General features: G+C 64.5%; 20 protein-coding genes. 15 read left to right on the forward strand and 5 right to left on the reverse strand.

What is annotated here, in order from left to right; translation table 11 throughout:
* Positions 1-196 precede the first annotated feature (196 nt).
* Positions 197-1,216, forward strand: a complete 1,020-nt coding sequence (locus GYA95_RS22405; protein WP_015268919.1) for a transporter — start codon at positions 197-199, stop codon at positions 1,214-1,216.
* Between the two features lie 15 nt (positions 1,217-1,231).
* On the opposite strand, the gene ehuA is transcribed toward GYA95_RS22405, so the two are convergent.
* From ehuA to ehuB, 4 genes are all read right to left on the reverse strand, one after another.
* Complete coding sequence (gene ehuA, locus GYA95_RS22410; RefSeq protein ID WP_075046875.1) at positions 1,232-2,026, reverse strand: ectoine/hydroxyectoine ABC transporter ATP-binding protein EhuA; 795 nt, start codon at positions 2,024-2,026, stop codon at positions 1,232-1,234.
* A gap of 59 nt (positions 2,027-2,085) precedes the next feature.
* Positions 2,086-2,742: an ectoine/hydroxyectoine ABC transporter permease subunit EhuD gene (gene ehuD, locus GYA95_RS22415; RefSeq protein ID WP_003256382.1), complete on the reverse strand. Its 657-nt coding sequence runs from the start codon at positions 2,740-2,742 to the stop codon at positions 2,086-2,088.
* On the reverse strand, positions 2,739-3,398 hold the full coding sequence (ehuC, locus tag GYA95_RS22420) for an ectoine/hydroxyectoine ABC transporter permease subunit EhuC (protein WP_015268921.1): 660 nt from the start codon (positions 3,396-3,398) through the stop codon (positions 2,739-2,741). Before ehuC ends, ehuD begins: the two co-directional genes overlap by 4 nt.
* 62 nt (positions 3,399-3,460) lie before the next feature.
* Complete coding sequence (gene ehuB / locus GYA95_RS22425) at positions 3,461-4,315, reverse strand: ectoine/hydroxyectoine ABC transporter substrate-binding protein EhuB (RefSeq protein WP_015268922.1); 855 nt, start codon at positions 4,313-4,315, stop codon at positions 3,461-3,463.
* A 239-nt stretch (positions 4,316-4,554) separates the two neighbouring features.
* Here ehuB and ehuR point away from each other — a divergent pair, with 239 nt between their 5' ends.
* The 14 genes from ehuR to GYA95_RS22495 all read left to right on the forward strand — a co-directional run bounded on the left by ehuR (position 4,555) and on the right by GYA95_RS22495 (position 21,068).
* Positions 4,555-5,949, forward strand: a complete 1,395-nt coding sequence (gene ehuR, locus GYA95_RS22430) for a MocR-like ectoine utilization transcription factor EhuR (RefSeq protein ID WP_025337665.1) — start codon at positions 4,555-4,557, stop codon at positions 5,947-5,949.
* A 214-nt stretch (positions 5,950-6,163) separates the two neighbouring features.
* A complete protein-coding gene (gene eutB, locus GYA95_RS22435) occupies positions 6,164-7,135 on the forward strand; it encodes a hydroxyectoine utilization dehydratase EutB (protein WP_015268924.1) in 972 nt (323 codons plus the stop codon).
* A gap of 30 nt (positions 7,136-7,165) precedes the next feature.
* Positions 7,166-8,158: a cyclodeaminase gene (locus tag GYA95_RS22440; RefSeq protein ID WP_015268925.1), complete on the forward strand. Its 993-nt coding sequence runs from the start codon at positions 7,166-7,168 to the stop codon at positions 8,156-8,158.
* Between the two features lie 36 nt (positions 8,159-8,194).
* Positions 8,195-9,385 (forward strand): ectoine hydrolase DoeA, encoded by a 1,191-nt coding sequence (gene doeA / locus GYA95_RS22445; RefSeq protein WP_015268926.1) that lies wholly within the window; start codon positions 8,195-8,197, stop codon positions 9,383-9,385.
* A 3-nt stretch (positions 9,386-9,388) separates the two neighbouring features.
* Positions 9,389-10,408 carry a N(2)-acetyl-L-2,4-diaminobutanoate deacetylase DoeB gene (doeB, locus tag GYA95_RS22450; protein WP_015268927.1) on the forward strand — a complete coding sequence of 340 codons (1,020 nt, stop codon included), beginning with the start codon at positions 9,389-9,391 and terminating at the stop codon, positions 10,406-10,408.
* Between the two features lie 36 nt (positions 10,409-10,444).
* Positions 10,445-11,911 carry an NAD-dependent succinate-semialdehyde dehydrogenase gene (locus GYA95_RS22455; protein ID WP_015268928.1) on the forward strand — a complete coding sequence of 489 codons (1,467 nt, stop codon included), beginning with the start codon at positions 10,445-10,447 and terminating at the stop codon, positions 11,909-11,911.
* Between the two features lie 12 nt (positions 11,912-11,923).
* Positions 11,924-13,309, forward strand: a complete 1,386-nt coding sequence (locus tag GYA95_RS22460; RefSeq protein ID WP_015268929.1) for an aspartate aminotransferase family protein — start codon at positions 11,924-11,926, stop codon at positions 13,307-13,309.
* Between the two features lie 125 nt (positions 13,310-13,434).
* Complete coding sequence (gene ycaC / locus GYA95_RS22465) at positions 13,435-14,055, forward strand: isochorismate family cysteine hydrolase YcaC (RefSeq protein ID WP_013970853.1); 621 nt, start codon at positions 13,435-13,437, stop codon at positions 14,053-14,055.
* A gap of 185 nt (positions 14,056-14,240) precedes the next feature.
* Positions 14,241-15,059, forward strand: coding sequence for a polyphosphate kinase 2 (ppk2, locus tag GYA95_RS22470; RefSeq protein WP_015268930.1), 819 nt, complete (start codon positions 14,241-14,243; stop codon positions 15,057-15,059).
* A 35-nt stretch (positions 15,060-15,094) separates the two neighbouring features.
* Complete coding sequence (locus tag GYA95_RS22475) at positions 15,095-16,291, forward strand: monovalent cation:proton antiporter-2 (CPA2) family protein (RefSeq protein ID WP_015268931.1); 1,197 nt, start codon at positions 15,095-15,097, stop codon at positions 16,289-16,291.
* A gap of 39 nt (positions 16,292-16,330) precedes the next feature.
* Entirely contained in the window at positions 16,331-17,428 is a 1,098-nt protein-coding gene (locus GYA95_RS22480; RefSeq protein WP_015268932.1) for an AI-2E family transporter, read from the forward strand.
* Positions 17,429-17,441: 13 nt separating this feature from the next.
* Positions 17,442-18,962, forward strand: a complete 1,521-nt coding sequence (locus GYA95_RS22485) for an efflux transporter outer membrane subunit (RefSeq protein ID WP_015268933.1) — start codon at positions 17,442-17,444, stop codon at positions 18,960-18,962.
* Positions 18,959-20,056: an HlyD family secretion protein gene (locus GYA95_RS22490; RefSeq protein ID WP_015268934.1), complete on the forward strand. Its 1,098-nt coding sequence runs from the start codon at positions 18,959-18,961 to the stop codon at positions 20,054-20,056. Before GYA95_RS22485 ends, GYA95_RS22490 begins: the two co-directional genes overlap by 4 nt.
* The gene (locus GYA95_RS22495) at positions 20,046-21,068 is read left to right on the forward strand and encodes a DUF2955 domain-containing protein (protein WP_161551496.1); all 1,023 of its coding nucleotides are present in this window, start codon (positions 20,046-20,048) and stop codon (positions 21,066-21,068) included. The genes GYA95_RS22490 and GYA95_RS22495 overlap by 11 nt, the downstream gene beginning before the upstream one ends.
* Before the next feature lie 89 nt (positions 21,069-21,157).
* Here the strand turns inward: GYA95_RS22495 and GYA95_RS22500 are convergent, their stop codons facing one another.
* Positions 21,158-22,870 carry a SulP family inorganic anion transporter gene (locus tag GYA95_RS22500; protein ID WP_015268936.1) on the reverse strand — a complete coding sequence of 571 codons (1,713 nt, stop codon included), beginning with the start codon at positions 22,868-22,870 and terminating at the stop codon, positions 21,158-21,160.
* Between the last annotated feature and the right edge of the window lie 116 nt (positions 22,871-22,986).

The following is a 22,986-nucleotide window of genomic DNA, read 5'->3' on the forward strand; positions in this document are numbered from 1 at the left end:
GCGCAGCCGGTGCCAGGCACCGCGTTGGATTCTTCGCGGCTAAAGCCGCTCCCACAGTGTATGCGGACCGCTTGCGAATTCGGCTCTCTACGCGTCAGCGCAGCCCAAAGGGCTTTCAGTTATCCAGCTGTCATCTGACTGCAACGAATATTCAGCAACCTTTCTGCCATCTCCCCGTGCCTCATTGCGAGTTCGAATGGGCCATCCCGCGCTGCATCTGCCACAGGACCACGACCTGTTCGGCCTGCTCTACGCCTTCGCCTTCCGCCCTGGCCAGCCGGGGCGCGAAATCGATTCGGCGCAGTTGTTACGCACGCTCGGCCAGCCGCTGGAACCTGGCGAGTTTCTGTGGGTGCACCTGAACCTGGCCCACGCTGCCTGCGAACGCTGGCTGCGCACCCACCTGCAGTTGCCCGAAGCCTTCTTCGAAACCCTGCGCGAAGGTTCGCGCTCGACCCGTATCGAACACGACGACTCGGCGCTGCTGGCAGTGGTCAACGATGTGGTGTTCAACTTCGGCCTGGTGTCCTCGGACATCTCCACGCTGTGGGCCTGCGCCAGCAGCCAGTTGCTGGTGAGCGCGCGGTTGCAGCCGTTGCATTCGGTGGACAAGCTGCGCTCGTCGGTCAAGCATGGCGAGCGCTTTCATTCATCCATCGAGTTGCTGGTCCATCTGTTGCGCGACCAGGGCGATGTGCTGACCCAGATCGTGCGTGAAACCACCACCAGCGTCGACCGCATCGAAGACCAGTTGCTGTCCCAGCGCCTGAGCGACAACCGCGCCGAACTGGGCAGCATGCGCCGGGTGCTGGTGCGCCTGCAGCGCCTGCTGGCGCTGGAGCCGGGGGCACTGCTGCGCCTGCTCAACCGGCCGCCCGACTGGCTGCAGGAACAGGACATACGCCAGCTGCGGGCGGCCACAGAAGAGTTCACCCTGGTGATCAGCGACCTCACCGCCCTCGGTGAGCGGATCAAGCTGCTGCAGGAAGAAATCGCCGCCAAGCTCAACGAACAGACCAACCGCACCCTGTTCACCCTGACCGTGGTGACCGTGCTGGCGCTGCCCATCAACATCATCGCCGGTTTCTTCGGCATGAACGTCGGGGGTGTGCCGCTGGCGGAAAACCCCCATGGTTTCTGGGTGCTGGTGGCCCTGGTGGCGACCTTCACCGTGCTGGTGGGGCGCTGGGCGTTTCGCAAGCGGCGCGAGTACTGAAGCGACGATCGTCGGTCAGTTCGCCTCCCGCACTGCACTGAGGAACGCCCGGGTCCGCTCCTGTTGCGGGTTTTCGTAGATCTGCGCCGGCGTCCCCTGTTCGTGGATCTGCCCCTTGTAGAAGAAGCACACCCGATCCGCGAACTCCCTGGCAAAGCCCATCTGATGCGTCACCATCAGCATGGTCAGGTTGTGCTCGCTGCCCAACCGGCGGATCACGTTCAGCACCTCGCCACACAGTTCCGGGTCCAGTGCCGAGGTCACTTCGTCGAACAGCATCACCTTGGGCCGCATCGCCAGCGCCCGGGCAATCGCCACGCGTTGTTGCTGGCCACCGGACAACTGCGACGGGTAATGCTCGAACTTGTTGCCCAGGCCAACCATCTCCAGCAGCTCGGCAGCCCGTTCGCGCGCCTCGGCCGGCTTCACGCCCAACACCTGGACCGGGGCTTCGATCACGTTCTGCAAGGCACTCATGTGCGGGAACAGGTTGAAGCTCTGGAACACCATGCCGATCTTCGCCCGCACTTTGCGTACATGGCGCTCGTTGGCGATGAGCTGCGCGCCGTTGCGCCCGGGCATGTGGGTGAGCGATTCGCCATCGACTTCGATCATGCCCTGGTCGATGCCCTCAAGCGTCATCAGTACCCGCAGCAACGTCGACTTGCCCGAGCCGCTGGGGCCGATGATCGCCACCTTTTCGCCGGGGGCGACATCGAGGTTGAGGCCGTCGAGCACGGTGAAGCTGCCGTAGCGTTTGGTCACGTCCTTGAAGCTGACGATCGGTTGGGCAATGGCCGGTGTGGGCATGTGGGTGTCCAGCGGCTGGGTGGCGGTGGCAGTGGCGAAGTGGGTCACAGGGGCGATCATCAGCGGAGCTCCAGGCGCACTTCAAGGCGCCGAACGAGGTAGGCCAGAGCGACGCTCAGGGCCAGGAAGAACAGACCGACCAGGGTGATCGGCTCGAGGTAGCGGAAGCTTTCGGAGCCGACGTTCTTGGCCTGCTGCATGATTTCCACCACGGTGATGGCCGACAGCACCGGGGTGTCCTTGAGCATGGCGATCAGGTAGTTGCCCAACGGCGGCAGGATCGGCCGAATCGCCTGGGGCAGGATGACTGCCCGGTAGGCGGTCCACGGCGCGAAGTTGAGGGCGACCACCGCTTCCCACTGGCTGCGCGCTACCGAGTCGAGGCCGCCGCGGTAAACCTCGGCCAGGTAACAGGCGTAGTGCACGCCGATACCGATGATGCCGGCCTGCATGGCCGTCATGTTGACCCCGTAGTTGGGCAGCACGTAGTAGAGGAAATACACCTGGATCAGCAGCGGCGTACTGCGGATGAACTCGATCAGCAATGCCACCGGCCACGACAGCCAGGCCTGGCGGCTGCGTCGGGCGATGGCCAGGAACAGGCCCAGCACCACTGCGATCAGGAAGCCAACCAAGGTGATGCCCAGGGTTTTCAGCGACGCCTGCAGCAAGTCGGGCAGGATTTGCGCGACGTAGTTCCAGTCCCAGAAATTCATGACAGGCTCCCCCGCAGGCGACCGCGGCTCAGGCGCCGTTCGACCCGACGCATGAGGAAGTTGATGACCTGCGCCAGGACGAAGTAGAGCAGCAGGGTGAGGCTGAAGATTTCCAGGGTCTGGAAGGTCGCCTGGTCCAGTTGACGGGCGCGGAAGCTAAGGTCCGACAGGGTGATCAGCGACACCAGCGAGGTGTTCTTCAGCAGTTCGATCAGCAGGTTGGTGCCAGGTGCGATGGCCGCCAGCAATGCCTGCGGCAGGATGATCCGCCGGAAGCGGGTGGTGGCGGGCATGTTCAGCGCGGTGCAGGCTTCGTACTGCCCCTTGGCCACCGAGCTGATCGCCCCGCGCATCACTTCGGCACCGTAGGCACCGATATGCAGCCCGAGGCCGACGATGGCCACGGTGTAGGCGCTGAGTTCGAGGTTGAACGGTGGCAGCGGCAATACGAAGAACAGCCAGAACAACTGCACCAGCAACGAGGTGCCGCGGAACAGCTCGATGTAGGCCACGCACAACCAGCTCAATGGCCGCCATGACGAACGCCGGCCAAGGGCGGCGAGGATCGCGGCGACGATGGCCAGCAGCGAGCCGAAGAAGGTGACCTGGATGGTGATCCAGGCGCCTTGCAGTAACAACGGTATCAATTCACCCATGGTTCGACCTGAATAATCGGATTACACAGGGAATGGCACGGCAAGCGCCATGCCACCTCGATTCACTGCTGGGCACAGAGCTCGGCGGCGGTCTTGTCAGTCACGTTGCTGCGGTCGAAGCCGAACGGCGCGACGGTCTTCAGATGCTCCTCGCTGCCCAGCCACTTCTTCATCTCGGCGTTGACCGCGTCGCGCAGGGCTTTGTCCTCGGGGCGGAAGGCCAGGGCACCGTAGCCGGTGTGGGCCGGGTCATCGGTGAAGTCGCTGATCGCCTCGACCTTGTCGCCACCCTTTTTCGCCAGGCCCTTCATGGTCAGCTGGGTGCCCACGGCAGCATCGGCGCGGCCGGCGCGCACGGCCTGCAACTGGGCGGTGGTGTCCGGCACCTGAAGGATCTGCGCATCCGTGATGCCGGAGTCGCGGGCATAGGCGAGGTTGACCGTGCCGGCCATGATCGCCAGCTTCACGTCCGGGTTCCTGGCGATGTCGGCGTAGCTGTGCAGGTTCTTCGGATTGCCCTGTGCCACCAGCAGGGTGTCGGGCAGGGCGTACTGCGGGTCGGTGAAGATCACCTGCTTGCAGCGTGCCGGGGTGATGTACATGCCGGCGGCAATCACATCGAAGCGCCCGGCGCGCAAGCCCGGGATCAACGAACCCCACTCGGTGAGCACGCCATCGACCTGTTTGATGCCCATCTTCTCGAAGATGATCTTGGCGATTTCCGGTGACTCCCCGGTTACCCGGCCATCGGTCTCGGTGAAGGCGAACGGAGTTTCGTTGGCGTAGCCGATGCGGATGTGGCTGGTTTCCTTGATTTCGTCCAGGCTGGCGGCCTGGGCGCTGGCAAGCACACCGAAGGTGGCACAGGCCATCAGCAGGCGCTGGAAGGGGCGTGGAACGTTGAAAGGCTGGCTCATCAATGAAGCTCCTGTTTGTTATAAAAACCGTCGTCGACGGCTCTGTGTTAGGAGGCAGTGGAGCAAAACAGCGAAAGCAGGTCGGTCTTTTGTTCGAAGCTGCCGGGCAGCGGGAGTTCGACCTTGGGCCGAGCATACAAAAGCTGAAACGGCCATTGCATTGCACTAGGACAATTGCCCGAAGCACTTGTACGGGGGATGCTGTGGCCCTGGCCCTGGCAAGTGAAGCGAACATCATGATGCACAGTTGGAAGGCAGCCCTGGACGCCGCCCGCATCGGCGAGTCCAAATACAAGATCCTGGTCCAGGCCGTCACCGGCGAGATCGAGCGCGGCGTATTGGTACATGACCAGCGCCTGCCACCGCAGCGCCAGGTAGCCGATGCCCTGGGCATCAGCGTGCAGACCGTGACCAATGCCTACAAGGAACTGGAGCGGCAAGGCCTGGTGCGTTGCGAGATCGGCCGTGGCAGTTTCGTCAGCCGGCGCATGAGCGACCGTGTGTCGGATGACATCATCGACCTGCCCGAGCGTACCCTGGTCGACTTCTCCATCACCCGCATCCTGCACACCCAGGTGCATGAGCGCATCTGGCGCGACACCTGCGCCGAGCTGGCCGTGGAAGAGGAGCAGCCGTGGATCCATGCCTACCGGCCCATCGCCGGTTTCGAGAGCCACCGCGAGGCGGCGGTGCGCTGGCTTGCCGGCCTGGGCATGCAGGTCGAGCGTGACGATGTGCTGGTCACCAACGGCGCCGCCCACGCCATCTTCCTGGCCCTGGCCTCGCTGGCCGGGCCGGATGATGTGGTGCTGTGCGAGGGGTTGACCGACCATGGCGTGATCGGCAATTCACAGGTGCTCGGTTTTACCCTCAAAGGCCTGGAGATGGACCGCGAGGGCATCAACCCGGAACATTTCGAGGACATCTGCAGCAACGAGCGGGTGACCGCGCTGGTGTGCACACCCAACCTCAACAACCCGACCGTCAGCCTGATGCCCGACAGCCGCCGCCAGGAGATTGCCGAAATTGCCCGGCGCTTTGGTGTGCATATCATCGAAGATGACGTTTACGGGCCGCTACTGGGTGGCAGCCATGCCAGGCCACTCAGTTCCTATGCGCCGGAGCTGTCGTTCTACTGCACCAGCATGACCAAGTCGGTGCTTACCGGCCTGCGCGTGGGCTACCTGGCCATGCCCAAGCGCCTGGCGCTGCGCACCGAGAGCATCTTGCGGGTCAACAGCTGGATGGCCACGCCCTTGGTGGCGGAAATTGCATCGCGCTGGATCAACGATGGGCGCGCGGCGCAGCTGGTGGCGCTGCAGCGCACCTTGCTGGGCGAGCGTCAGGCGTTGTTGCGTGAGTATCTGGGGGATTATGTGCGTGGTCAGCACGCCCATGCCCTAGGGGCGTGGCTGAACATTCCCGAGCGCTGGGAAGTGGACAGCCTGGTGCGTGCCTTGCGCCGCCGGCAGATTGCGGTGACGCCGCCGGAGCCGTTCCTGGTGCGCGGTACACCGCGGCCACGGGCCGTGCGCTTGTGCGTGGGCGCCGAGTGTTCCGAGGCAAAGCTGCGCCAGGCCTTTGGCGATATGCGGGAGTTGTTCGGGCAGTATCCGCAGATCCACGAGCTTTGAGCGGCCTGTACCGGCCTCTTCGCGGGTAAACCCGCTCCCACAGGTTCCGTGCGAGGTTCAGGAAATGCGCGATTCCTGTGGGAGCGGGTTTACCCGCGAAGAGGCCGGTACAGGCAAAAACAAATTCCCCGGCAAATTGCCCTAGTACATTCATCACGACAATTTTCGCCTCATACACTCCGCCCAACATCAGCTCACTTGTTGGGTCCCGGTCATGTCAGCGCTCTCGCTTCACGATCTCTACCTCGCCCGCCAGCGTATCCACGGCCTGGTGCGCAGCACGCCGCTGGAACTTTCCCCCAGCCTGTCACGGCACCTGGGCACGCCGGTCTACCTGAAGCTCGAGGCCCTGCAGACTACCGGCAGCTTCAAGCTGCGCGGCGCCAGCAATGCCATCGCCGCACTTGGCGCTGACCAACGCACATGCGGCGTGGTTACCGCCTCCACCGGTAATCACGGCCGGGCGGTGGCCCACGCTGCTGCGCAACTGGGCGTGAAGGCAACCGTGTTTCTTTCGCAACTGGTGCCAGCCAACAAAGTCCAGGCCATCCGCGATCTGGGCGCCGAAGTGTGCATCGTCGGCCACTCCCAGGACGATGCCCAGCAGGCCGCGCAACAACATGCCGACCAACAGGGCGCAACCCTGATCCCACCTTTCGATCACCCTCAGGTCATCGCCGGCCAGGGCACGTTGGGCCTGGAAATCATCGAGCAGTTGCCCGAGGTGGAGCAGGTGCTGATTCCGCTCTCCGGTGGTGGCCTGTTCGCAGGTGTGGCGTTGGCCATGAAAAGCATCAAGCCGGCGATCACCACCCATGGCATCAGCATGCAGCGCGGCGCGGCGATGTACGCCAGCCTGCAGGCCGGCAGGCCGGTCGAGGTTGAGGAGCTGCCGACACTCGCTGACTCGCTCGGCGGCGGCATCGGCCTGGGCAACCAGCACACCCTGAACATGACCCAGCGTCTGCTCGACCAACTCCACCTGCTGCCGGAAGCGTCGATCGCCAATGGCATGCGCCACGCCTACCAGCACGAACGGTTGGTACTCGAAGGTGCCGGTGCAGTCGGCATCGCAGCGCTGCTCGACGGCTTGGTGACGGCCCGCGGCCCGGTGGTGGTGGTGGTCAGCGGGCGCAACGTCGACAGCGCACAACATCAGCGCGTCATCAATGGCGGCGACGCCTGAAATTCACGTTCCTTCACTGGAGGTATTCGAATGCCGGCCATCACCTTGCTCAGCGAAGCCGACCTGCGTAGCTGCATTACCCTCGACCGCGACGCGATCAATGCCATCGAGCAGGCCTTTGCCCTGCTTGCCACGGCCAATGTGGCGATGCCGCCGATCCTGCGCCTGGATGTGCCCGAGCACAACGGCGAGGTGGACGTGAAAACCGCCTACCTGCCTGGTCTGGAGCGTTTCGCGATCAAGGTCAGCCCAGGCTTTTTCGACAACCCCAAGCTTGGCCTGCCCAGCCTCAACGGCATGATGATGCTGCTGTCGGCCCGCACTGGCCTGCTCGATGCCTTGCTCCTCGACAATGGCTACCTCACCGCCGTGCGCACCGCTGCAGCCGGTGCGGTGGCTGCCCGCTGGCTGTCGCGGCAGGACAGCCGCAGCGTGGCCTTGATCGGCAGTGGCGAACAGGCACGCCTGCAGCTGCAGGCACTGCGCCTGGTGCGGCCGATCGAGAAGGTCAAGGTGTGGGGGCGCGATGCGCAGAGAACCGCAGCGTTATGTGATGACCTGGGGCGCGATGGGCAACTGCAGGTACAGGCCTGCGACAGTGTCGACCAGGCCATGCAGGCGGTCGATATCGCCATCACCTGCACCCCCAGCCGCGAGCCGCTGATCCTGCCGCATCACCTGCAACCGGGGCTGCACATCACTGCCATGGGCTCGGATGCCGAGCACAAGAACGAGATCGCGCCCACGGCCCTGGCCCGGCTCGACCGTTATGTGGCCGACCGCCTGAGCCAGACCCGCGTGCTGGGCGAACTGCACCACGCCTTGCGCACTGGCGCGGTCAGCGAACAGGCCGTCCATTCCGAGCTGGGCCAGATCATCGCCGGCCTGCACCCGGGCCGTGCGCAGGCCGAAGAGGTCACCCTGTGCGACCTGACAGGCACCGGGGCCCAGGACACCGCCATCGCCAACCTTGCCTTCGAACGCGCAATCGCCGCCCACAAAGGCCTGGCGTTTCACAGCTGACAGTTTTCGCAACCCACTCACAAGAAGGGCATCCGTATGTCACAGACAGTGGTCAACCTGCCGTTCAGCCGGCAGGAGTACGCCCAGCGCCTGGCCAAGACCCGCGCTGCCATGCAGGCACAGGGCCTGGAGCTTTTGCTGGTTACCGATCCATCGAACATGGCCTGGCTCACCGGCTATGACGGCTGGTCGTTCTACGTGCACCAGTGCGTGCTGCTGGCGCTCGATGGCGAGCCGATCTGGTTTGGCCGCGGCCAGGACGCCAATGGCGCAAGGCGCACGGTGTTCATGCGGCACGACAACATCGTCGGCTACCCGGATATCTATGTGCAGTCACGCGAGCGCCACCCGATGGACTACCTGTGCCAGGAGGTGATTCTGGCCAAGGGCTGGGGCGGCCTGAGCATCGGCGTGGAGATGGACAACTACTACTTCAGCGCGGCGGCCTACCAGGCCCTGTGCAAGCACTTGCCGCAGGCGCGCTTCAGCGATGCCGCCGGGCTGGTCAACTGGCAGCGGGCGGTCAAGTCGCCGCAGGAAATCGAATACATGCGTATCGCCGCGCGCATCGTCGAACAGATGCACGGGTGCATCCTCGAACGCATCGAGCCCGGCATGCGCAAGAACGAGCTGGTGGCCGAGATCTACCGCAGCGGCATTCTCGGTGTCGATGGCCATGGCGGCGACTACCCGGCCATCGTGCCGTTGCTGCCGACTGGCGCAGATGCCAGCGCGCCGCACCTTACCTGGGACGATTCCCCGTTCACCCGCGGCGCCGGCACGTTCTTCGAGATTGCCGGCTGCTACAAGCGCTACCACTGCCCGCTGTCGCGTACCGTGTACCTGGGCAAGCCGCCGCAACACTTTCTTGATGGCGAAAAGGCGGTGGTCGAAGGTATCGCGGCCGGCCTCGATGCCGCGCGGCCAGGCAACACCACCGGTGACATCGCCAGGGCGTTCTTCCGTGTGCTGGAGAAGTTCGGCATACACAAGGACAGCCGCTGTGGTTACCCGATCGGTATCAGTTACCCGCCAGATTGGGGCGAGCGCACCATGAGCCTGCGCCCGAGCGACACCAGCGTGCTGCAACCGGGCATGACCTTCCACTTCATGCCGGGGCTGTGGATGGACGACTGGGGCCTGGAGATCACCGAAAGCATCCTCATCACCGAGACCGGGGTCGAGACCCTGTGCAACGTGCCGCGCCAGCTGTTCGTGAAGGACTGACCCATGAATGCAATCGCACAGGCCGCCGCCACGGTGGCCAACCCGATCACCTGTACCTTGGATTTCGAGCAGGACGGTTTGCAGCACGGCTTCCTCAAGCTGCCGTACTCGCGTGACGACTCGGCCTGGGGGGCAGTGATGATTCCGCTGACGGTGGTCAGGAATGGCAATGGCCCTACTGCCTTGCTCACTGGTGGCAATCACGGTGATGAATACGAAGGACCGGTGGCGCTGAGCAAGCTGGCTCAGCAGCTGCAGCCCGAGCAGGTAAACGGGCGGGTGATCATCGTGCCGTTCATGAACACACCGGCGTTCCAGGCGGGCACCCGTACTTCGCCGATCGACCGGGGCAACCTCAACCGCAGCTTCCCTGGCCGGCCTGATGGCAGCGTGACGGAAAAGATCGCCGATTATTTCCGGCGCACCTTGCTGCCGTTGGCCGATATCGTCCTGGACATCCACTCCGGTGGTCGCACCCTCGATTTCCTGCCGTTCGCTGCATGCCATGTGCTGCCCGACAAGGCCCAGCAGGCCCGTTGTGAAGCCGGCATGCAGGCCTTCGCCGCGCCCTACAGCATGCGCATGCTCGAGCTGGATGCGCAGGCGATGTACGACACCGCGGCAGAAGAGCAGGGCAAGGTGTTCATCACCACCGAACTGGGCGGTGGTGGCACCTCCACGGCGAAAAGCGTGGCCCTGGCGGAGCGCGGCGTGCGCAATGTGCTGATTCACGCCGGCATCCTCGCCGGCGAAGTGGAGCAGGGCGAGACAACCCTGCTGGACATGCCCGATGGCGATTGCTTCATCGCCAGCGAGCACGACGGCTTGCTGGAGATGTGCCGCGACCTGGGCGGAACGGTCAGCCAGGGTGAGGTGATCGCCCGTATCCATGACATCCGCCGCACCGGCAGCGCCCCGGTCGAGTACCGCGCCCGACGCAATGGCTTGCTCGCAGCCCGGCACTTTCCCGGCCTGGTGCAGTGCGGCGACACCCTGGCGGTGATCGCCGACGTACTGGCCTGAACCTGGCGCCACGACAACGAGGTATGGAGAACAGTCATGTCACACCACTACCCATTCAACAGCCTGTGCCACGTCGATGGCCAATGGCTGCACAGCCACAGCGGCAACAGCATCGCCGTGCATGACCCGGCCAACCGCCAGGTCATCGGCCATGTGCCGCTGCTCGACCACGAGCAGATCGTCGCCGCGGTGGATGCCGCCCAGCGGGCTTTCCCGGCCTGGCGCCAGCAGAGTCTGGACAGCCGCGCCGCGCTGTTGCGGCGCTGGGCTGAATTGATGCTCGAGCACCAGGAGGCTCTGGCGCGCATTCTCAGCGAGGAACAGGGTAAGCCGCTGGCCGAAGCACGCGGTGAAATAGCCTATGCGGCAAGCTTCATCCCCTGGTTTGCCGAGGAGGCCCGGCGCCTCAACGGGCAGACTATCCCCAGCCATATTCCGGGTGCCCAGCTGAGTACGCTGAAGGAGCCCGTCGGGGTCTGCGCGCTGCTCACCCCGTGGAACTTCCCCAGTGCCATGATCACCCGCAAGGCGGCTGCGGCGTTGGCGGCCGGCTGCACGGTGGTGGTCAAGCCGGCCCACGAAACACCGTTTTCGGCGCTGGCCCTGGCCCAGCTGGCAGAGGACGCCGGCTTCCCGCCGGGGGTGTTCAACGTGGTAATCGGCGAGCCGCAGATGGCCATGGAAACCCTGGTGCGCGACAGCCGCGTGCGGGCGGTCAGCTTCACCGGCTCGACCCGTGTCGGCAAGCTGGTGCTGCAAGCCGCGGCTCAGGATGTGAAGAAAGTGGCGCTGGAGCTGGGCGGCAACGCGCCGTTCATCGTCTGCGCCGATGCCGACCTGGAGCTGGCCGTGCGGGTGGCCGTGGCCGCCAAGTTCCAGACGTCTGGCCAGGACTGCTGCGCGGCCAACCGGATCATGGTGCAGCGGCCGTTGTACGAAGCATTCCTGATGCGTTTCGCCGAAGCGGTGCGGGCGCTGAAAGTTGGCCCGGCGATGGTCGATGGCGAGGAGACGGCGGCAGAGGTCGGCCCGTTGATGCACCAGGCCGCCTTCGATGCCACCCAGGCCCGGGTCGAGGACGCCCTGCAGCGTGGCGCCCGGCGCCTGGTCGGAGGCGAGGGCCATGCGCTGGGTGGCTGGTTCTTCCAGCCGACGGTGCTCGCCGATGTCACGCCGGCGATGCGCATCTACCAGGAAGAAAACTTCGCGCCTATTGCCGGGGTCATGCCGTTCGACACGCTGGAGCAGGCCATCACCATGGCCAATGACACCGAGTACGGCCTGGCTGCCTACATCGTCGGCAACCGCCTCGATGTCGTGCACCCGCTGGTGCGCCGGCTCGACCACGCGATGGTGGCGATCAACGGCGTCAAGTTCACCGGCCACCCCATCCCGTTCGGCGGCATGAAGGCCTCGGGCCTGGGCCGCGAAGGCGGCAGCGAGGGCTTCGAACCCTTCGTCGAAACCAAATACGTTTGCTTGCACCACCACGGTCAGTTCTAAGGAGTGTTTGCCATGAGCCAAGATTTCAGCCAGCTGTTCGAACAGGACCGCGCCCACTTCATGCACCCTTCGACCCACGCCCATGACCACGCCAGCGGCGCGCTCAAGGGCCGGATCATCACCGGTGCCGAGGGCATCCGCCTGCGTGACCATGAAGGCCGCGAACTGATAGACGCCTTCGCCGGCCTGTACTGCGTGAACATCGGTTACGGGCGTACCGAGGTCGCTGACGCCATCCATCGCCAGGCCAAGGAGCTGGCGTATTACCACACCTACGTCGGCCACTCGACCGAAGCGATCATCGAGCTTTCCAGCCGCATCATCGACTGGGCGCCGGCCGGGATGAAAAAGGTCTATTACGGCCTGTCGGGTTCCGATGCCAACGAGACCCAGGTCAAGCTGGTGCGCTACTACAACAACATCCTCGGTCGTCCACTCAAGAAAAAGATCATCTCTCGCGACCGCGGCTATCACGGCTCGGGCATCATGACTGGCAGCCTTACCGGCCTGCCCAGCTTCCACCAGCATTTCGACCTGCCGGTGGAGGGCGTCAAGCATACGGTCTGCCCGCACTGGTACCGCAAGGCACCGGCCGACATGGACGAGCAGGCCTTCGTGCGCTATTGCGCCGACGAGCTGGAGCAGCTGATCCTGGCCGAAGGCCCCGATACCGTCGCCGCGTTCATTGGCGAGCCGCTGATGGGCACCGGTGGCATCATCGTGCCGCCCAAGGGCTACTGGAAGGCGATCCAGGCCGTGCTCGATCGCTACGACGTGCTGCTGATCGCCGACGAAGTGGTGTGCGCCTTCGGCCGCCTGGGCTCGAAGATGGGCAGCCAGCGCTACGACATCCGCCCGGACCTGATCACCACGGCCAAGGGCCTGACCAGCGCCTATGCGCCTCTGTCGGCAGTGATCGTTGGTGAGAAGGTGTGGAACGTGATCGAAGAAGGCTCGCAGAAGGCCGGCCCGATGGGCCACGGCTGGACCTACTCCGGGCACCCGATCTGCGCGGCGGCGGCGCTGGCCAACCTGGATATTCTCGAGCGCGAGAACCTGACCGAGAATGCCGAAGTGGTGGGGGCATACCTGAACCGGCGCATGCGCGAAACCTTCGAAGGCCACCCGCTGGTAGGTGAAGTACGGGGTGACGGCATGCTTTGCGCAATCGAGTTCATGGCCGATCGCGAGGCGCGTACGGCGTTCGACCCGGCGTTGAAAGTCGGGCCACAGGTGTCGGCAGCGTGCCTTGAGCGCGGGATGATCGCCCGGGCCATGCCGCATGGTGACATTCTCGGTTTCGCACCGCCGTTGGTGCTGAACCAGGAGGATGCCGAAAAGATCGTCGCCATCACCAAGGTGGCGGTCGATGAGGTAGCTGGCAAGGTGCTCGGCTGAGCATTGCAGGGGCCGCCATGCGGCCCCATCGCCGGCCTTGGCAGGCGAACCGACTGACGGTTCCATCCACCTTTCATCCTTGCCTACGCTGATATTCCCAACCCGCTAACGCAAGGAAACCCGTCATGGCCTTCCAATACAAGCGTCTGGACAAGAACAACGCCGCCGTGCTGCTGGTCGACCACCAGACCGGCCTGCTCTCGCTGGTAAGGGACATCGACCCCGACCGCTTCAAGAACAACGTCCTGGCCCTGTCGGACCTGGCCAAGTACTTCAAGCTGCCGACCATTCTCACCACCAGTTTCGAGACCGGCCCCAACGGCCCGCTGGTGCCCGAACTGAAAGAGCAGTTCCCCGACGCCCCGTACATCGCCCGGCCTGGCAACATCAACGCCTGGGACAACGAGGACTTCGTCAAGGCCGTCAAGGCTACCGGCAAGAAGCAGCTGCTGATCGCCGGCGTGGTGACCGAAGTGTGCGTGGCCTTCCCGGCTCTGTCGGCGCTGGAGGAGGGCTTCGAGGTATTTGTCGTCACCGATGCCTCCGGCACCTTCAACGAACTGACCCGTGACTCGGCCTGGCGGCGCATGGAGGCCGCCGGGGCGCAACTGATGACCTGGTTCGGCGTGGCCTGCGAGCTGCACCGTGACTGGCGCAATGACATTGAAGGGCTGGGGACCCTGTTCTCCAACCATATTCCGGACTACCGCAACCTGATGACCAGCTATAACAAGATGGCCAAGTAGTCCGGCCTTGGAGGCACCGAGTACCCTGTGGGAGCGGGTTCACCCGCGAATGCGTCGGTAGCTTCAATGACGCATTCGCGGGTAAACCCGCTCCCACACCCTCCCCGGAACACTCACCACAAGCGAAGCGGCAAACTGCCATGGATCGACCATACTGACTCTTCATTCGCCCTCAGGAGAGCGCCATGTCGAAGTCGTCCAGGAAGAGAGACCCCAAGGACCATCCAGAGAAACTGGGCGGCAAGGCGTACGAGAAGGAACTCAAGCAGCTGCATGTGGAGCTGGTGAAGCTGCAGGAATGGGTGGTGGCCAAGGGCCTGAAGGTGTGCATTGTCTTCGAGGGCCGCGATGGCGCCGGCAAGGGCGGTACCATCAAGGCCATTACCGAGCGCGTCAGCCCGCGAGTATTCCGCGTGGTGGCGCTGCCGGCGCCAACCGAGCGGGAAAAGAGCCAGATGTATGTGCAACGCTACCTGGGCCACCTGCCTGCCGCGGGCGAGGTAGTGATCTTCGACCGCAGCTGGTACAACCGCGCCGGTGTCGAGCGAGTGATGGGCTTCTGCAGTGAAGAGCAGAGCAGCAAGTTTCTCACCGTGGTGCCGCTGTTCGAAAAGATGATGGTCGAGTCGGGGATCATCCTCATCAAGTACTGGCTGGAGGTCAGCGCCGAAGAGCAGACCCGCCGCCTGCAGGACCGTATCAACGATGGCCGCAAGCTGTGGAAGCTGTCGCCGATGGACCTCAAGTCATACACACGCTGGGATGAATACACCCGGGCCCGCGACGACATGTTCGCCGCCTCTGATTCGTCCTGGGCACCGTGGTTCATGGCCCATTCCAACGACAAGCGCCGTGCCCGGCTGAACATCATCAGCCATCTGCTGACGCGCATTCCCTACAAGGACATCACCCGCGACGGGCTGGTGAAATTGCCCAAGCGCGGCAAGATCGGCAAATACAAGGCCGTCAACTACCCGTTCAAGGTCGTCGAAGAGCGTTTCTGATCTCTCCCCACGGGGAGCAGCGAGGGTGCGAGCCTATGCCACATGATGGCAGCCTGTTGCAGGCGACGGTGGTGTTCCTGCTGGCCGTGGTGCTTCTGGTACCGCTGGCGCAGCGTTTGAAAATGGGGGCGGTGCCCGGCTATCTGCTGGCGGGCATCCTCATAGGGCCATCGGTATTTGGCTTGCTGAACAACCCGGATAACGTGGCACGCCTGTCGGAGATGGGTGTGGTGATGCTGCTGTTCGTCATCGGCCTGGAGCTGTCGCCGCGACGTTTGTGGAGCATGCGCAGGGCGCTGTTTGGCGTCGGCTCGCTACAAGTGGGCCTGAGTGCTGTAGTGCTTGGCCTGCTGGCGTACTGGCTGTTCGGCCAGTCGAAGCCGGCTGCCATCGTGCTGGGCCTGGGCCTGGCGCTGTCGTCCACCGCGTTTGGCCTGCAGGTACTGGCCGAGCGCAAGGACCTGGGCAAGCCGCACGGCCGCCTGGCCGTGGCGATCCTGCTGTTCCAGGACATTGCCGCGATCCCGCTGATTGCCGTGGTGCCGCTGCTCGGTGGTGATGTCAGTACCGCCGACGAAGGCGCCTGGCCGGTGTTGGCGGTGGTGGTTGGCATAGGTGTGCTGATCATCTTTGGCCGCTACCTGTTGACCCCTGTTTTCAAGTGGACAGTCGGTTCGGGCCTGCCCGAGCTGTCTACCGCTACCGCCTTGCTGGTGGTGCTGGGCACCGCCTGGGTGATGGAGCACGTGGGCGTGTCGATGGCGCTGGGGGCATTTCTGGCGGGCGTATTGATGGCCGAGTCGCCTTTCCGTCACGAACTGGAAACCCAGATCGAGCCCATCAAGGGTTTGCTGCTGGGGCTGTTCTTCGTTGGCGTGGGGATGAGCGCCGACCTGCGCCTGCTGTTCGGCATGCCGTTAATGGTGCTGGGGCTGACCCTGCTGCTGGTGATGATCAAATTGCCGCTGCTTTATGGCCTGGGCCGCACCGCAGGTGGGCTCACCCAGGCCCAGGCGCTGTGCCTGGGCGTGGTGCTGGCGTCTGGCGGCGAGTTTGCCTTCGTGGTGTTCAAGCTGGCGTTGGATCATCAGGTGCTGGGGCAGCAGGTGCATGACCTGCTGGTGCTGGCCATCACCTTGTCGATGGCGGTAGTGCCGTTGGTAATGATGGCCCTGGCGCGGCAGTTGCGTGACGACAACCCCACACCGGCAGCCCCTGAAGCGGGCCACTGAATCGCGCCACATGGCGCACCTGGAGTTTGGAGGTGAAGCATGCAACCGGGTATCAAGATGGACAGCCGCCTGTCGCGGGGCTTGCTCGATGTGCTCATCAAGGCCGGCCTGGTGGCTGCGCTGGTGATATTCGCCTTCCAGACGTTCCAGCCGTTCCTGGAGCTGATGCTGTGGTCGGTGATCCTGGCGGTGACCTTGTACCCGTTGTATTGCCGCATCCAGCGCCGCACAGGGCTCAAGGACGGGCTTTCGGCGACGCTGGTCGTTCTGCTGGTACTGGTCGTGCTGCTGGTGCCGATCTACCTGGTGGTGATGTCCATCGGCGAGTCGGTGGACAGCCTGGTGACGCTGCTCAAGAGCGGTACCTGGAGCGTGCCGGCCCCTCCCGACTCGGTGGCGGCCTGGCCGCTGATCGGGCCGAAGGTGCATGCCTTGTGGCTGGCCGCCTCGGAAAACATGGCCGGTGTGCTGAACCAGTGGATGCCCCAGCTCAAGGGTGCCGGGCGCACGGTGCTGGGGGCAGCAGCCAGCGCAGGCGGCGCGTTCCTGCTGTTCATCGCGGCGATCATCGTCTCGGGCATCATCATGGCGTTCGGTGAACGCGGCGAAATCGCGGCGCAGCGCATCGCCATGCGGGTGTCGGGGGAGGAGCGCGGCAAGCCATTGGCCAAGCTGTGCACCGCCACCATTCGCGCGGTGGCCCAGGGCGTGATCGGCATTGCCTTCATCCAGATGCTGCTGATCGGTGTCGGCTTCGTCATCAAAGGGGTACCGGGGGCGGGGATGCTGGCAATCGTCATCCTCATGCTGGGGATTGCCCAGGCACCGGCCACGTTGATAACGGTGCCGGTGATCATCTACATCTTCAACGTCGAAGGCTTTACCGTGGCGACCATTATTTTCGCCATCTACACCTTCGTCGCCGGGCTTGCCGACAACGTGCTCAAGCCGCTGCTGCTGGGGCGCGGGGTGGACGTGCCGATGCCGGTGGTGCTGATCGGGGCACTGGGCGGCATGGTGGTCAAAGGCATCATCGGCCTGTTCATCGGGCCGGTGATCCTGGGCGTCACTTATGTACTGTTCTGGCAGTGGGTGGCGCTGCAGGTGCCGGAAAATCCCGTCGAACCGTCGGCGTAAGCCAAGGCCTGCCATGCCCGGACGCTTCTGTGGTTGTGCACTGAGCCTGGCTGCCGCGTTGGTGGGCTGTACCCAGGTCGGCCCGGATTTCCAGCCGCCGCAGGACCCGTGGCTGGGCACCTGGAACACCCCGCTGCTGGAGCAGGCCGGGCAGCAGGCCGCGGCGCCCGACCTGCGCCAGTGGTGGGCCGTGTTCGCCGACCCTGCCCTGGATGCCTTGATCGCCGAGGCCGATGCCAATAACAGCAACCTGCGCGTGGCTGGTTTGCGCGTTGCCGAAGCCCGCGCCCAGTTGGCCATCGTGCAGACCGGGCGTTATCCACAGCTGCAGCAACTGCGCGCACAGAGCCTTTACCTGAAACAGGATCAGTCCGGTACCGCCACCGCTCGCGATTCGGTGTTCTGGCAATCCAGCGCGGGCTTCGACATCGGCTGGGAAATCGACTTCTGGGGGCGCTTCAGTCGCGCAATCGAAAGCGCCGACGCCGTCTACTTCGCCTCCCAGGCCAATTATGCCGATGCCATGCTGCTGTTGCGTGCGCAGGTGGCCGACACCTACTTTGCCCTGCGCACCGCCGAGGCGCGGCTGGATATCGCCGAAGAAAACGCCCGCCGCCAGGAGCGCAGCCTGGAGATAACCGAGCGGCTGTTCCGTCATGGCGAAAACGACGAACTCGACTGGCAACAGGCGCGCACCCAGTATCTGGCTACCCAGGCCACCATCCCCGAGTTCCAGAACCAGCTCAATGCCCTGCGCAACGTGCTGTGCTCGCTGCTGGGCCGCGCGCCCGGGCCGCTGCCACAGCTGGATGCCGGCCACGGCCAGTTGCCGTTGCCGAACCGTGCCGTGCTGCAGGATGTGCCCGCCCGCCTGCTGCAGCGCCGCCCGGACATCCGTGCCGCCGAGCAGGCGGTAGCGGCGCAGTCGGCGCTGGTCGGGGTGGCCGAGGCCGACCTTTATCCACAACTGAGCCTGTTGGGCAGCATCGGCTGGAGTTTCGTCACGGCCAATCATTTGCCCGATACCTTCGACATCGCCGCCGGGCCCAGCCTGATCTGGAACCCGTTCGACTACGGCCGACGCAAGAACGCTGTGCGCGTGGAAGATGCCCGCTTGCAGCAACTGATCGAGCTGTATCACCAGGATGTGCGCGAAGCCGCCCGTGAGGCCGACGATGCCGCCAGCGGGCTGGTGCGCTCGCTGCAGAGCGCAAGTATCCGCGACCAGGCCTCGCAGGCCGCGCAGCGCTCCCTGAACCTGGCCAGCTCGCAGTACCGCGAAGGCTTTGCCGACTTCCAGCGCGTGCTCGACGCCCAGCAACTGCTGCTGCAGCAACAGGACGGCTATCTGGTCAGTCGCGGCAATGCGGTCAGCAGCCTGGTGACACTGTACAAGGCCCTGGGCGGTGGCTGGGACGCCAGCCGCGCACCGATCGACCCGGCGACCCGCCAGCAGATGCAGCAACGCACCGACTGGGGTGAACTGCTTGACGAGCCAGGCCCCAGGGCACATGCACAAGGTGAAACGAAATGAGCGACACCACGCCGACGCCATCCCCGCCAGCCCCCGATCGCGGCATGCGCTGGGTGCTGCTGCTGATTGTCGTGAGCCTGCTGTGGTACCTGCTGGCCGATCGCTTCACGCCCTATACCCAGCAAGCCCGCCTCCAGGCCTACGTGGTGCCGGTGAGTGCCGAGGTGGCTGGGCAGGTGAAGCGTGTGGCGGTGGGCAACAACCAGGAAGTGCGCAAGGGCGATGTGTTGTTCGAACTGGACCAGGAGCAATATCGCATTGCCCTGGCTCGCGCCGAAGCCGACCTGGACACGGTACGCCGGCAGATCGGCGCCCACACCGCTGGCATCGACTCGGCCCAGGCGGCGCTGGTGGCAGCCCAGGCCAACGAGCGCAAGGCCCGGCAGGACGCCGAGCGGCTCAAGCGCCTGATCGATGAAGACCCGGGCACGGTGTCGGTGCGCCGCCTGGAGGGCGCCCAGGCCAGCCGCGACCAGGCCATCAGCCAGGTGGCGGCAGCCCGTGCCGAAGTTGAGCGGGCCCGTGAGCAGCAGGGCGGAGCGCAGGACGACAACGCCCAACTGCGCAGCGCGGCGGCCAATGTGGAAAAAGCCCGGCTGGACCTGGCGCGCACCATGGTACGCGCCGATGCAGACGGGTTGATCACCGACCTGCGCACCGACGTTGGCCACTATGTTGGCGCCGGCAGCCCGATGATGACCCTGATCGCTATCCATGACGTGTGGATAAGTGCCGACATGACCGAGAACAACCTAGGTCGGCTGCGCCCTGAAACCCCGGTGCTGGTAGTGCTCGATGCGCTGCCCGGCACGGTGTTGAAGGGGCGCATTCGCAGCATCGGCTACGGTGTGAGCGTAGGCCAGAGTGCCCCGCCAGGTACGTTGCCGACCGTACAGAACAGCCGCGAGTGGCTGCGCTCCGCACAGCGCTTCCCGGTTATCGTCGAACTGGAGCGTGACCAGTTGCAGGACAAGACCGTATTGCGGGTCGGTGGCCAGGCCGAAGTCATGGCCCTGCCAAGCGAGGGCAACCCATTGAACCTGCTAGGCCGGCTGTTCATGTGGCTGATGAGCTGGCTGTCGTATGCCTATTGAACTACGCCGCCTGCGTGCCCTGCGCCTGGCCTGGGGCGTGGCGCTTTGCCTGGCGGTGAGTTTCGGCATCGGCTTGCCGGTACCGATCCTGGCGCCGGTGTTCGCGGTGTTGTTGCTGGCCATGCGCAGCCAGCCCTTGCCCCTGCGTGCGGCACCGGCCTTGGCGGGGCTGGTGCTGCTTGCCTGCGGCAGCGGGCTGCTGCTGATTCCGCTGCTGCGCCATGCCCCGGTAAGCGGGGTGTTGCTGGTGAGTGTGGGGGTTTTCCTTACCTTGCGTTATGCACTGAAAGGCGGCAATGGCCTGTTGGCCAATTTGCTGGTTATCGGCCTGACCATGATCGCTGCCGCCGGCACCAGCGACTTCAGCCTGGCGCTGTCGGTGGTCGAAGCGCTGGCCAAAGGCATGCTGCTGGCGGTGCTGGGCACGGCAGCGGCGCATGTGCTGTTTCCCGAGCCGGCCGATGCGCCGGCGCAACCGGCACCGCCTCTGCTCGACAGTGACCAGGTGAGCTGGGTTGCCTTGCGTGCTACGTTGATCGTCATGCCGGCCTTCTTGCTGGCGCTGATCGCCCCGGACCAGTACATGCCGCTGATCATGAAGGCAGTGAGCCTGGGGCAGCAGGCTGGTGAGACCCGCGCACGGCATGCCAGCCGCGAACTGATCGGCTCGACCTTGCTGGCCGGGTTGCTGGCGATATTGATGTGGGGCGCGTTGAGCCTGTTCGTGCACCTGTGGATGTTTTTCCTGTGGGTGCTGCTGTTCGTTCTCTGGCAGGGGCGCAGGCTCTACCGTGCGGTGGATACCAGGCAAAGCCCGGCGTACTGGGTGAGTTGCCTGACGACCATGCTGATCTTGCTGGGGCAGTCGGTGCAGGACAGCGCGGGCGGGCAGGATGTGTACCGCGCCTTTGCCGTACGCATGGCGCTGTTTCTGGCGGTGTCGGTGTATGCCAGTGCCATGCTGATCTGGATCGACCGGCTTCGGATGCGGCGTGGGCTTCTTCGCGGGTGAACCCGCTCCCACAGGAATCGCGTTGCCCATGGGATCACGCAATTCTTGTGGGAGCGGGTTTACCCGCGAAGAGGCCAGCCCAGGAAAACCTAGGGCTTCCAGTCAACCCCACTCTCTTCCAGGTAGGCATCCACCGCTGCCCCAACAGTGGGATGAAATGCCGACTCCCCCATATGCTCGAACAACTCGAACTGCCGCATCTTGTCCTTTACCGGGTCCTTCATCTCGGCAAACTGCAACTCCACCCCCCGCGCCTCCAGCGCCCGGTCCAGTTCGGCCAGCATGTCCGCCGAGGTGATATCTATGCTGGTCACCGGCTCTGCCGCGATCACCAGCCGTTGTACCGAGGTAGGCGATGCATCCACCGCCGCCATCACTGTGCTCTGGAACTGTTCGGCATTGGCAAAGAACAGCGGGGCATCCCAACGCAGCAGCACCAGCCCCGGAATGCGTCGGGCCTGTGGATAACGCTGCACATCATGGTAACCGCGGGTGCCATCCACCCGTCCCAGCACCGCATGATGCGGCCGCCAGCCGTCCCACAGGAATTCGATCACTGATATCGCCACGGCAATGCCGATACCGGGAATCGCCCCGAACACCGCCACACCGACGAAACAGGTGAACGACAGCCAGAATTCCCATTGCTGCATGCGGAAGATGCGCTTGAGGTCGGCGAACTCGAACAGGCCCAATGCTGCGGCAATCACCACTGCCGCCAGGGCGCTGTTGGGCAGGTGTTGCATCAGGTTGGGCGCCACCAGCAGCAACAGGGTCACCGCCAGCGCGCCGATGATGCCGGTGAGCTGGGTCTGCGAGCCGGCCGCTTCGGCCACGGGGGTGCGTGACGAGCTGCTGCTGATGGGGATGCCCTGGAACAGCCCCGAGGCCAGGTTGGCCACACCCAGGCCGAACATTTCCTGGTTGGGGTTGACCGGGGCCTTCATGCGCGCGGCGTATGAACGTGACAGCACACTGGTATCGGCGAACGACACCAACGCTACTGCGATGCCGCCGAGCAGCACCTCCACCAGGTCGATACCGCTGACCCAGGGGAACACGAAGCTGGGTAGCCCCTGGGGCAGTTCGCCGAGCACTTTCACGCCTTGCTGGTCGAGCCCCAGCAGGCTCACCGCCAGCGTGGCCAGCACCACAGCAATGAGAATGCCCGGCAAACGCTTGAACGGCTTGAGCAGCAGGATCAGCGCCAGGCTACCGCCACCGACCACGAAGCTTGGCCAATGGCCATGGCCGGCGAGCAATGCCTGGATCAGGTTCCAGGTATCCCGCAGCGGGCCCTGGCTGTCGACCGACAGGCCGAACAGTTTGGGCAACTGGCTGATCAGCACCGTGAGGGCGATGCCGTTCATGTAGCCATAGCGGATCGGCTTGGACAGCAGTTCGGTGATGAAGCCCAGGCGCAGCAAACCGGCGATCACACAGAACGCCCCGGCGACCAGGGCCATCATGCTGGCGATGGCGATTGCCCGTTGCGGGTCGCTGGCGGCGTATTGCACCACCACTGCCAGTATCGGCGCGGCCAGCGCCGAGTCCGGGCCCAGCACCAGGATGCGGCTGGGGCCGAACAGGGCGTAGGCCAGCAGCGGGATGATGGTGGCGTACAGGCCGTAGATGCCAGGTACGCCGGAAGCTTCGGCATAAGCGATACCCACCGGCACCAGCATGGTGGTGAGCACCAGGCCTGCGGCGATGTCTTTGGGCAGCCAGGCGGGTTGGTAGTGGAGCAGGGTGACCAGGCCGGGTAACCAGCGTTGCCAGTCGAGGCGGGTTTTTTCGGGCATGGTGCGTGCGTCCAGGGGAGGGTGCTGAATCACAGCTTAGATGCTGAATTCCGGGGCCGCTCTGCGGCCCATCGCGACACAAGGCCGCTCCTACAGGGGAATGCGTTGGTTCAGGC

Origin of the sequence: Pseudomonas asiatica (genome assembly GCF_009932335.1) — a bacterium.
GTDB lineage: Bacteria > Pseudomonadota > Gammaproteobacteria > Pseudomonadales > Pseudomonadaceae > Aquipseudomonas > Aquipseudomonas asiatica.

Bases quoted from the DNA above. Each gene is read 5' to 3' on its own strand.
- ehuD (WP_003256382.1), bottom strand. From the start codon at position 2,742: ATGAATTTCTGGGACTGGAACTACGTCGCGCAAATCCTGCCCGACTTG.
- ppk2 (WP_015268930.1), top strand. From the start codon at position 14,241: ATGTCGAAGTCGTCCAGGAAGAGAGACCCCAAGGACCATCCAGAGAAA.
- ehuB (WP_015268922.1), bottom strand. From the start codon at position 4,315: ATGAGCCAGCCTTTCAACGTTCCACGCCCCTTCCAGCGCCTGCTGATG.
- ycaC (WP_013970853.1), top strand. From the start codon at position 13,435: ATGGCCTTCCAATACAAGCGTCTGGACAAGAACAACGCCGCCGTGCTG.
- ehuC (WP_015268921.1), bottom strand. From the start codon at position 3,398: ATGGGTGAATTGATACCGTTGTTACTGCAAGGCGCCTGGATCACCATC.
- GYA95_RS22490 (WP_015268934.1), top strand. From the start codon at position 18,959: ATGAGCGACACCACGCCGACGCCATCCCCGCCAGCCCCCGATCGCGGC.
- eutB (WP_015268924.1), top strand. From the start codon at position 6,164: ATGTCAGCGCTCTCGCTTCACGATCTCTACCTCGCCCGCCAGCGTATC.
- GYA95_RS22500 (WP_015268936.1), bottom strand. From the start codon at position 22,870: ATGCCCGAAAAAACCCGCCTCGACTGGCAACGCTGGTTACCCGGCCTG.
- GYA95_RS22485 (WP_015268933.1), top strand. From the start codon at position 17,442: ATGCCCGGACGCTTCTGTGGTTGTGCACTGAGCCTGGCTGCCGCGTTG.
- GYA95_RS22405 (WP_015268919.1), top strand. From the start codon at position 197: ATGGGCCATCCCGCGCTGCATCTGCCACAGGACCACGACCTGTTCGGC.
- GYA95_RS22495 (WP_161551496.1), top strand. From the start codon at position 20,046: ATGCCTATTGAACTACGCCGCCTGCGTGCCCTGCGCCTGGCCTGGGGC.
- GYA95_RS22480 (WP_015268932.1), top strand. From the start codon at position 16,331: ATGCAACCGGGTATCAAGATGGACAGCCGCCTGTCGCGGGGCTTGCTC.
- GYA95_RS22440 (WP_015268925.1), top strand. From the start codon at position 7,166: ATGCCGGCCATCACCTTGCTCAGCGAAGCCGACCTGCGTAGCTGCATT.
- doeA (WP_015268926.1), top strand. From the start codon at position 8,195: ATGTCACAGACAGTGGTCAACCTGCCGTTCAGCCGGCAGGAGTACGCC.
- doeB (WP_015268927.1), top strand. From the start codon at position 9,389: ATGAATGCAATCGCACAGGCCGCCGCCACGGTGGCCAACCCGATCACC.
- GYA95_RS22475 (WP_015268931.1), top strand. From the start codon at position 15,095: ATGCCACATGATGGCAGCCTGTTGCAGGCGACGGTGGTGTTCCTGCTG.
- ehuA (WP_075046875.1), bottom strand. From the start codon at position 2,026: ATGCCCACACCGGCCATTGCCCAACCGATCGTCAGCTTCAAGGACGTG.
- GYA95_RS22460 (WP_015268929.1), top strand. From the start codon at position 11,924: ATGAGCCAAGATTTCAGCCAGCTGTTCGAACAGGACCGCGCCCACTTC.
- ehuR (WP_025337665.1), top strand. From the start codon at position 4,555: ATGCACAGTTGGAAGGCAGCCCTGGACGCCGCCCGCATCGGCGAGTCC.
- GYA95_RS22455 (WP_015268928.1), top strand. From the start codon at position 10,445: ATGTCACACCACTACCCATTCAACAGCCTGTGCCACGTCGATGGCCAA.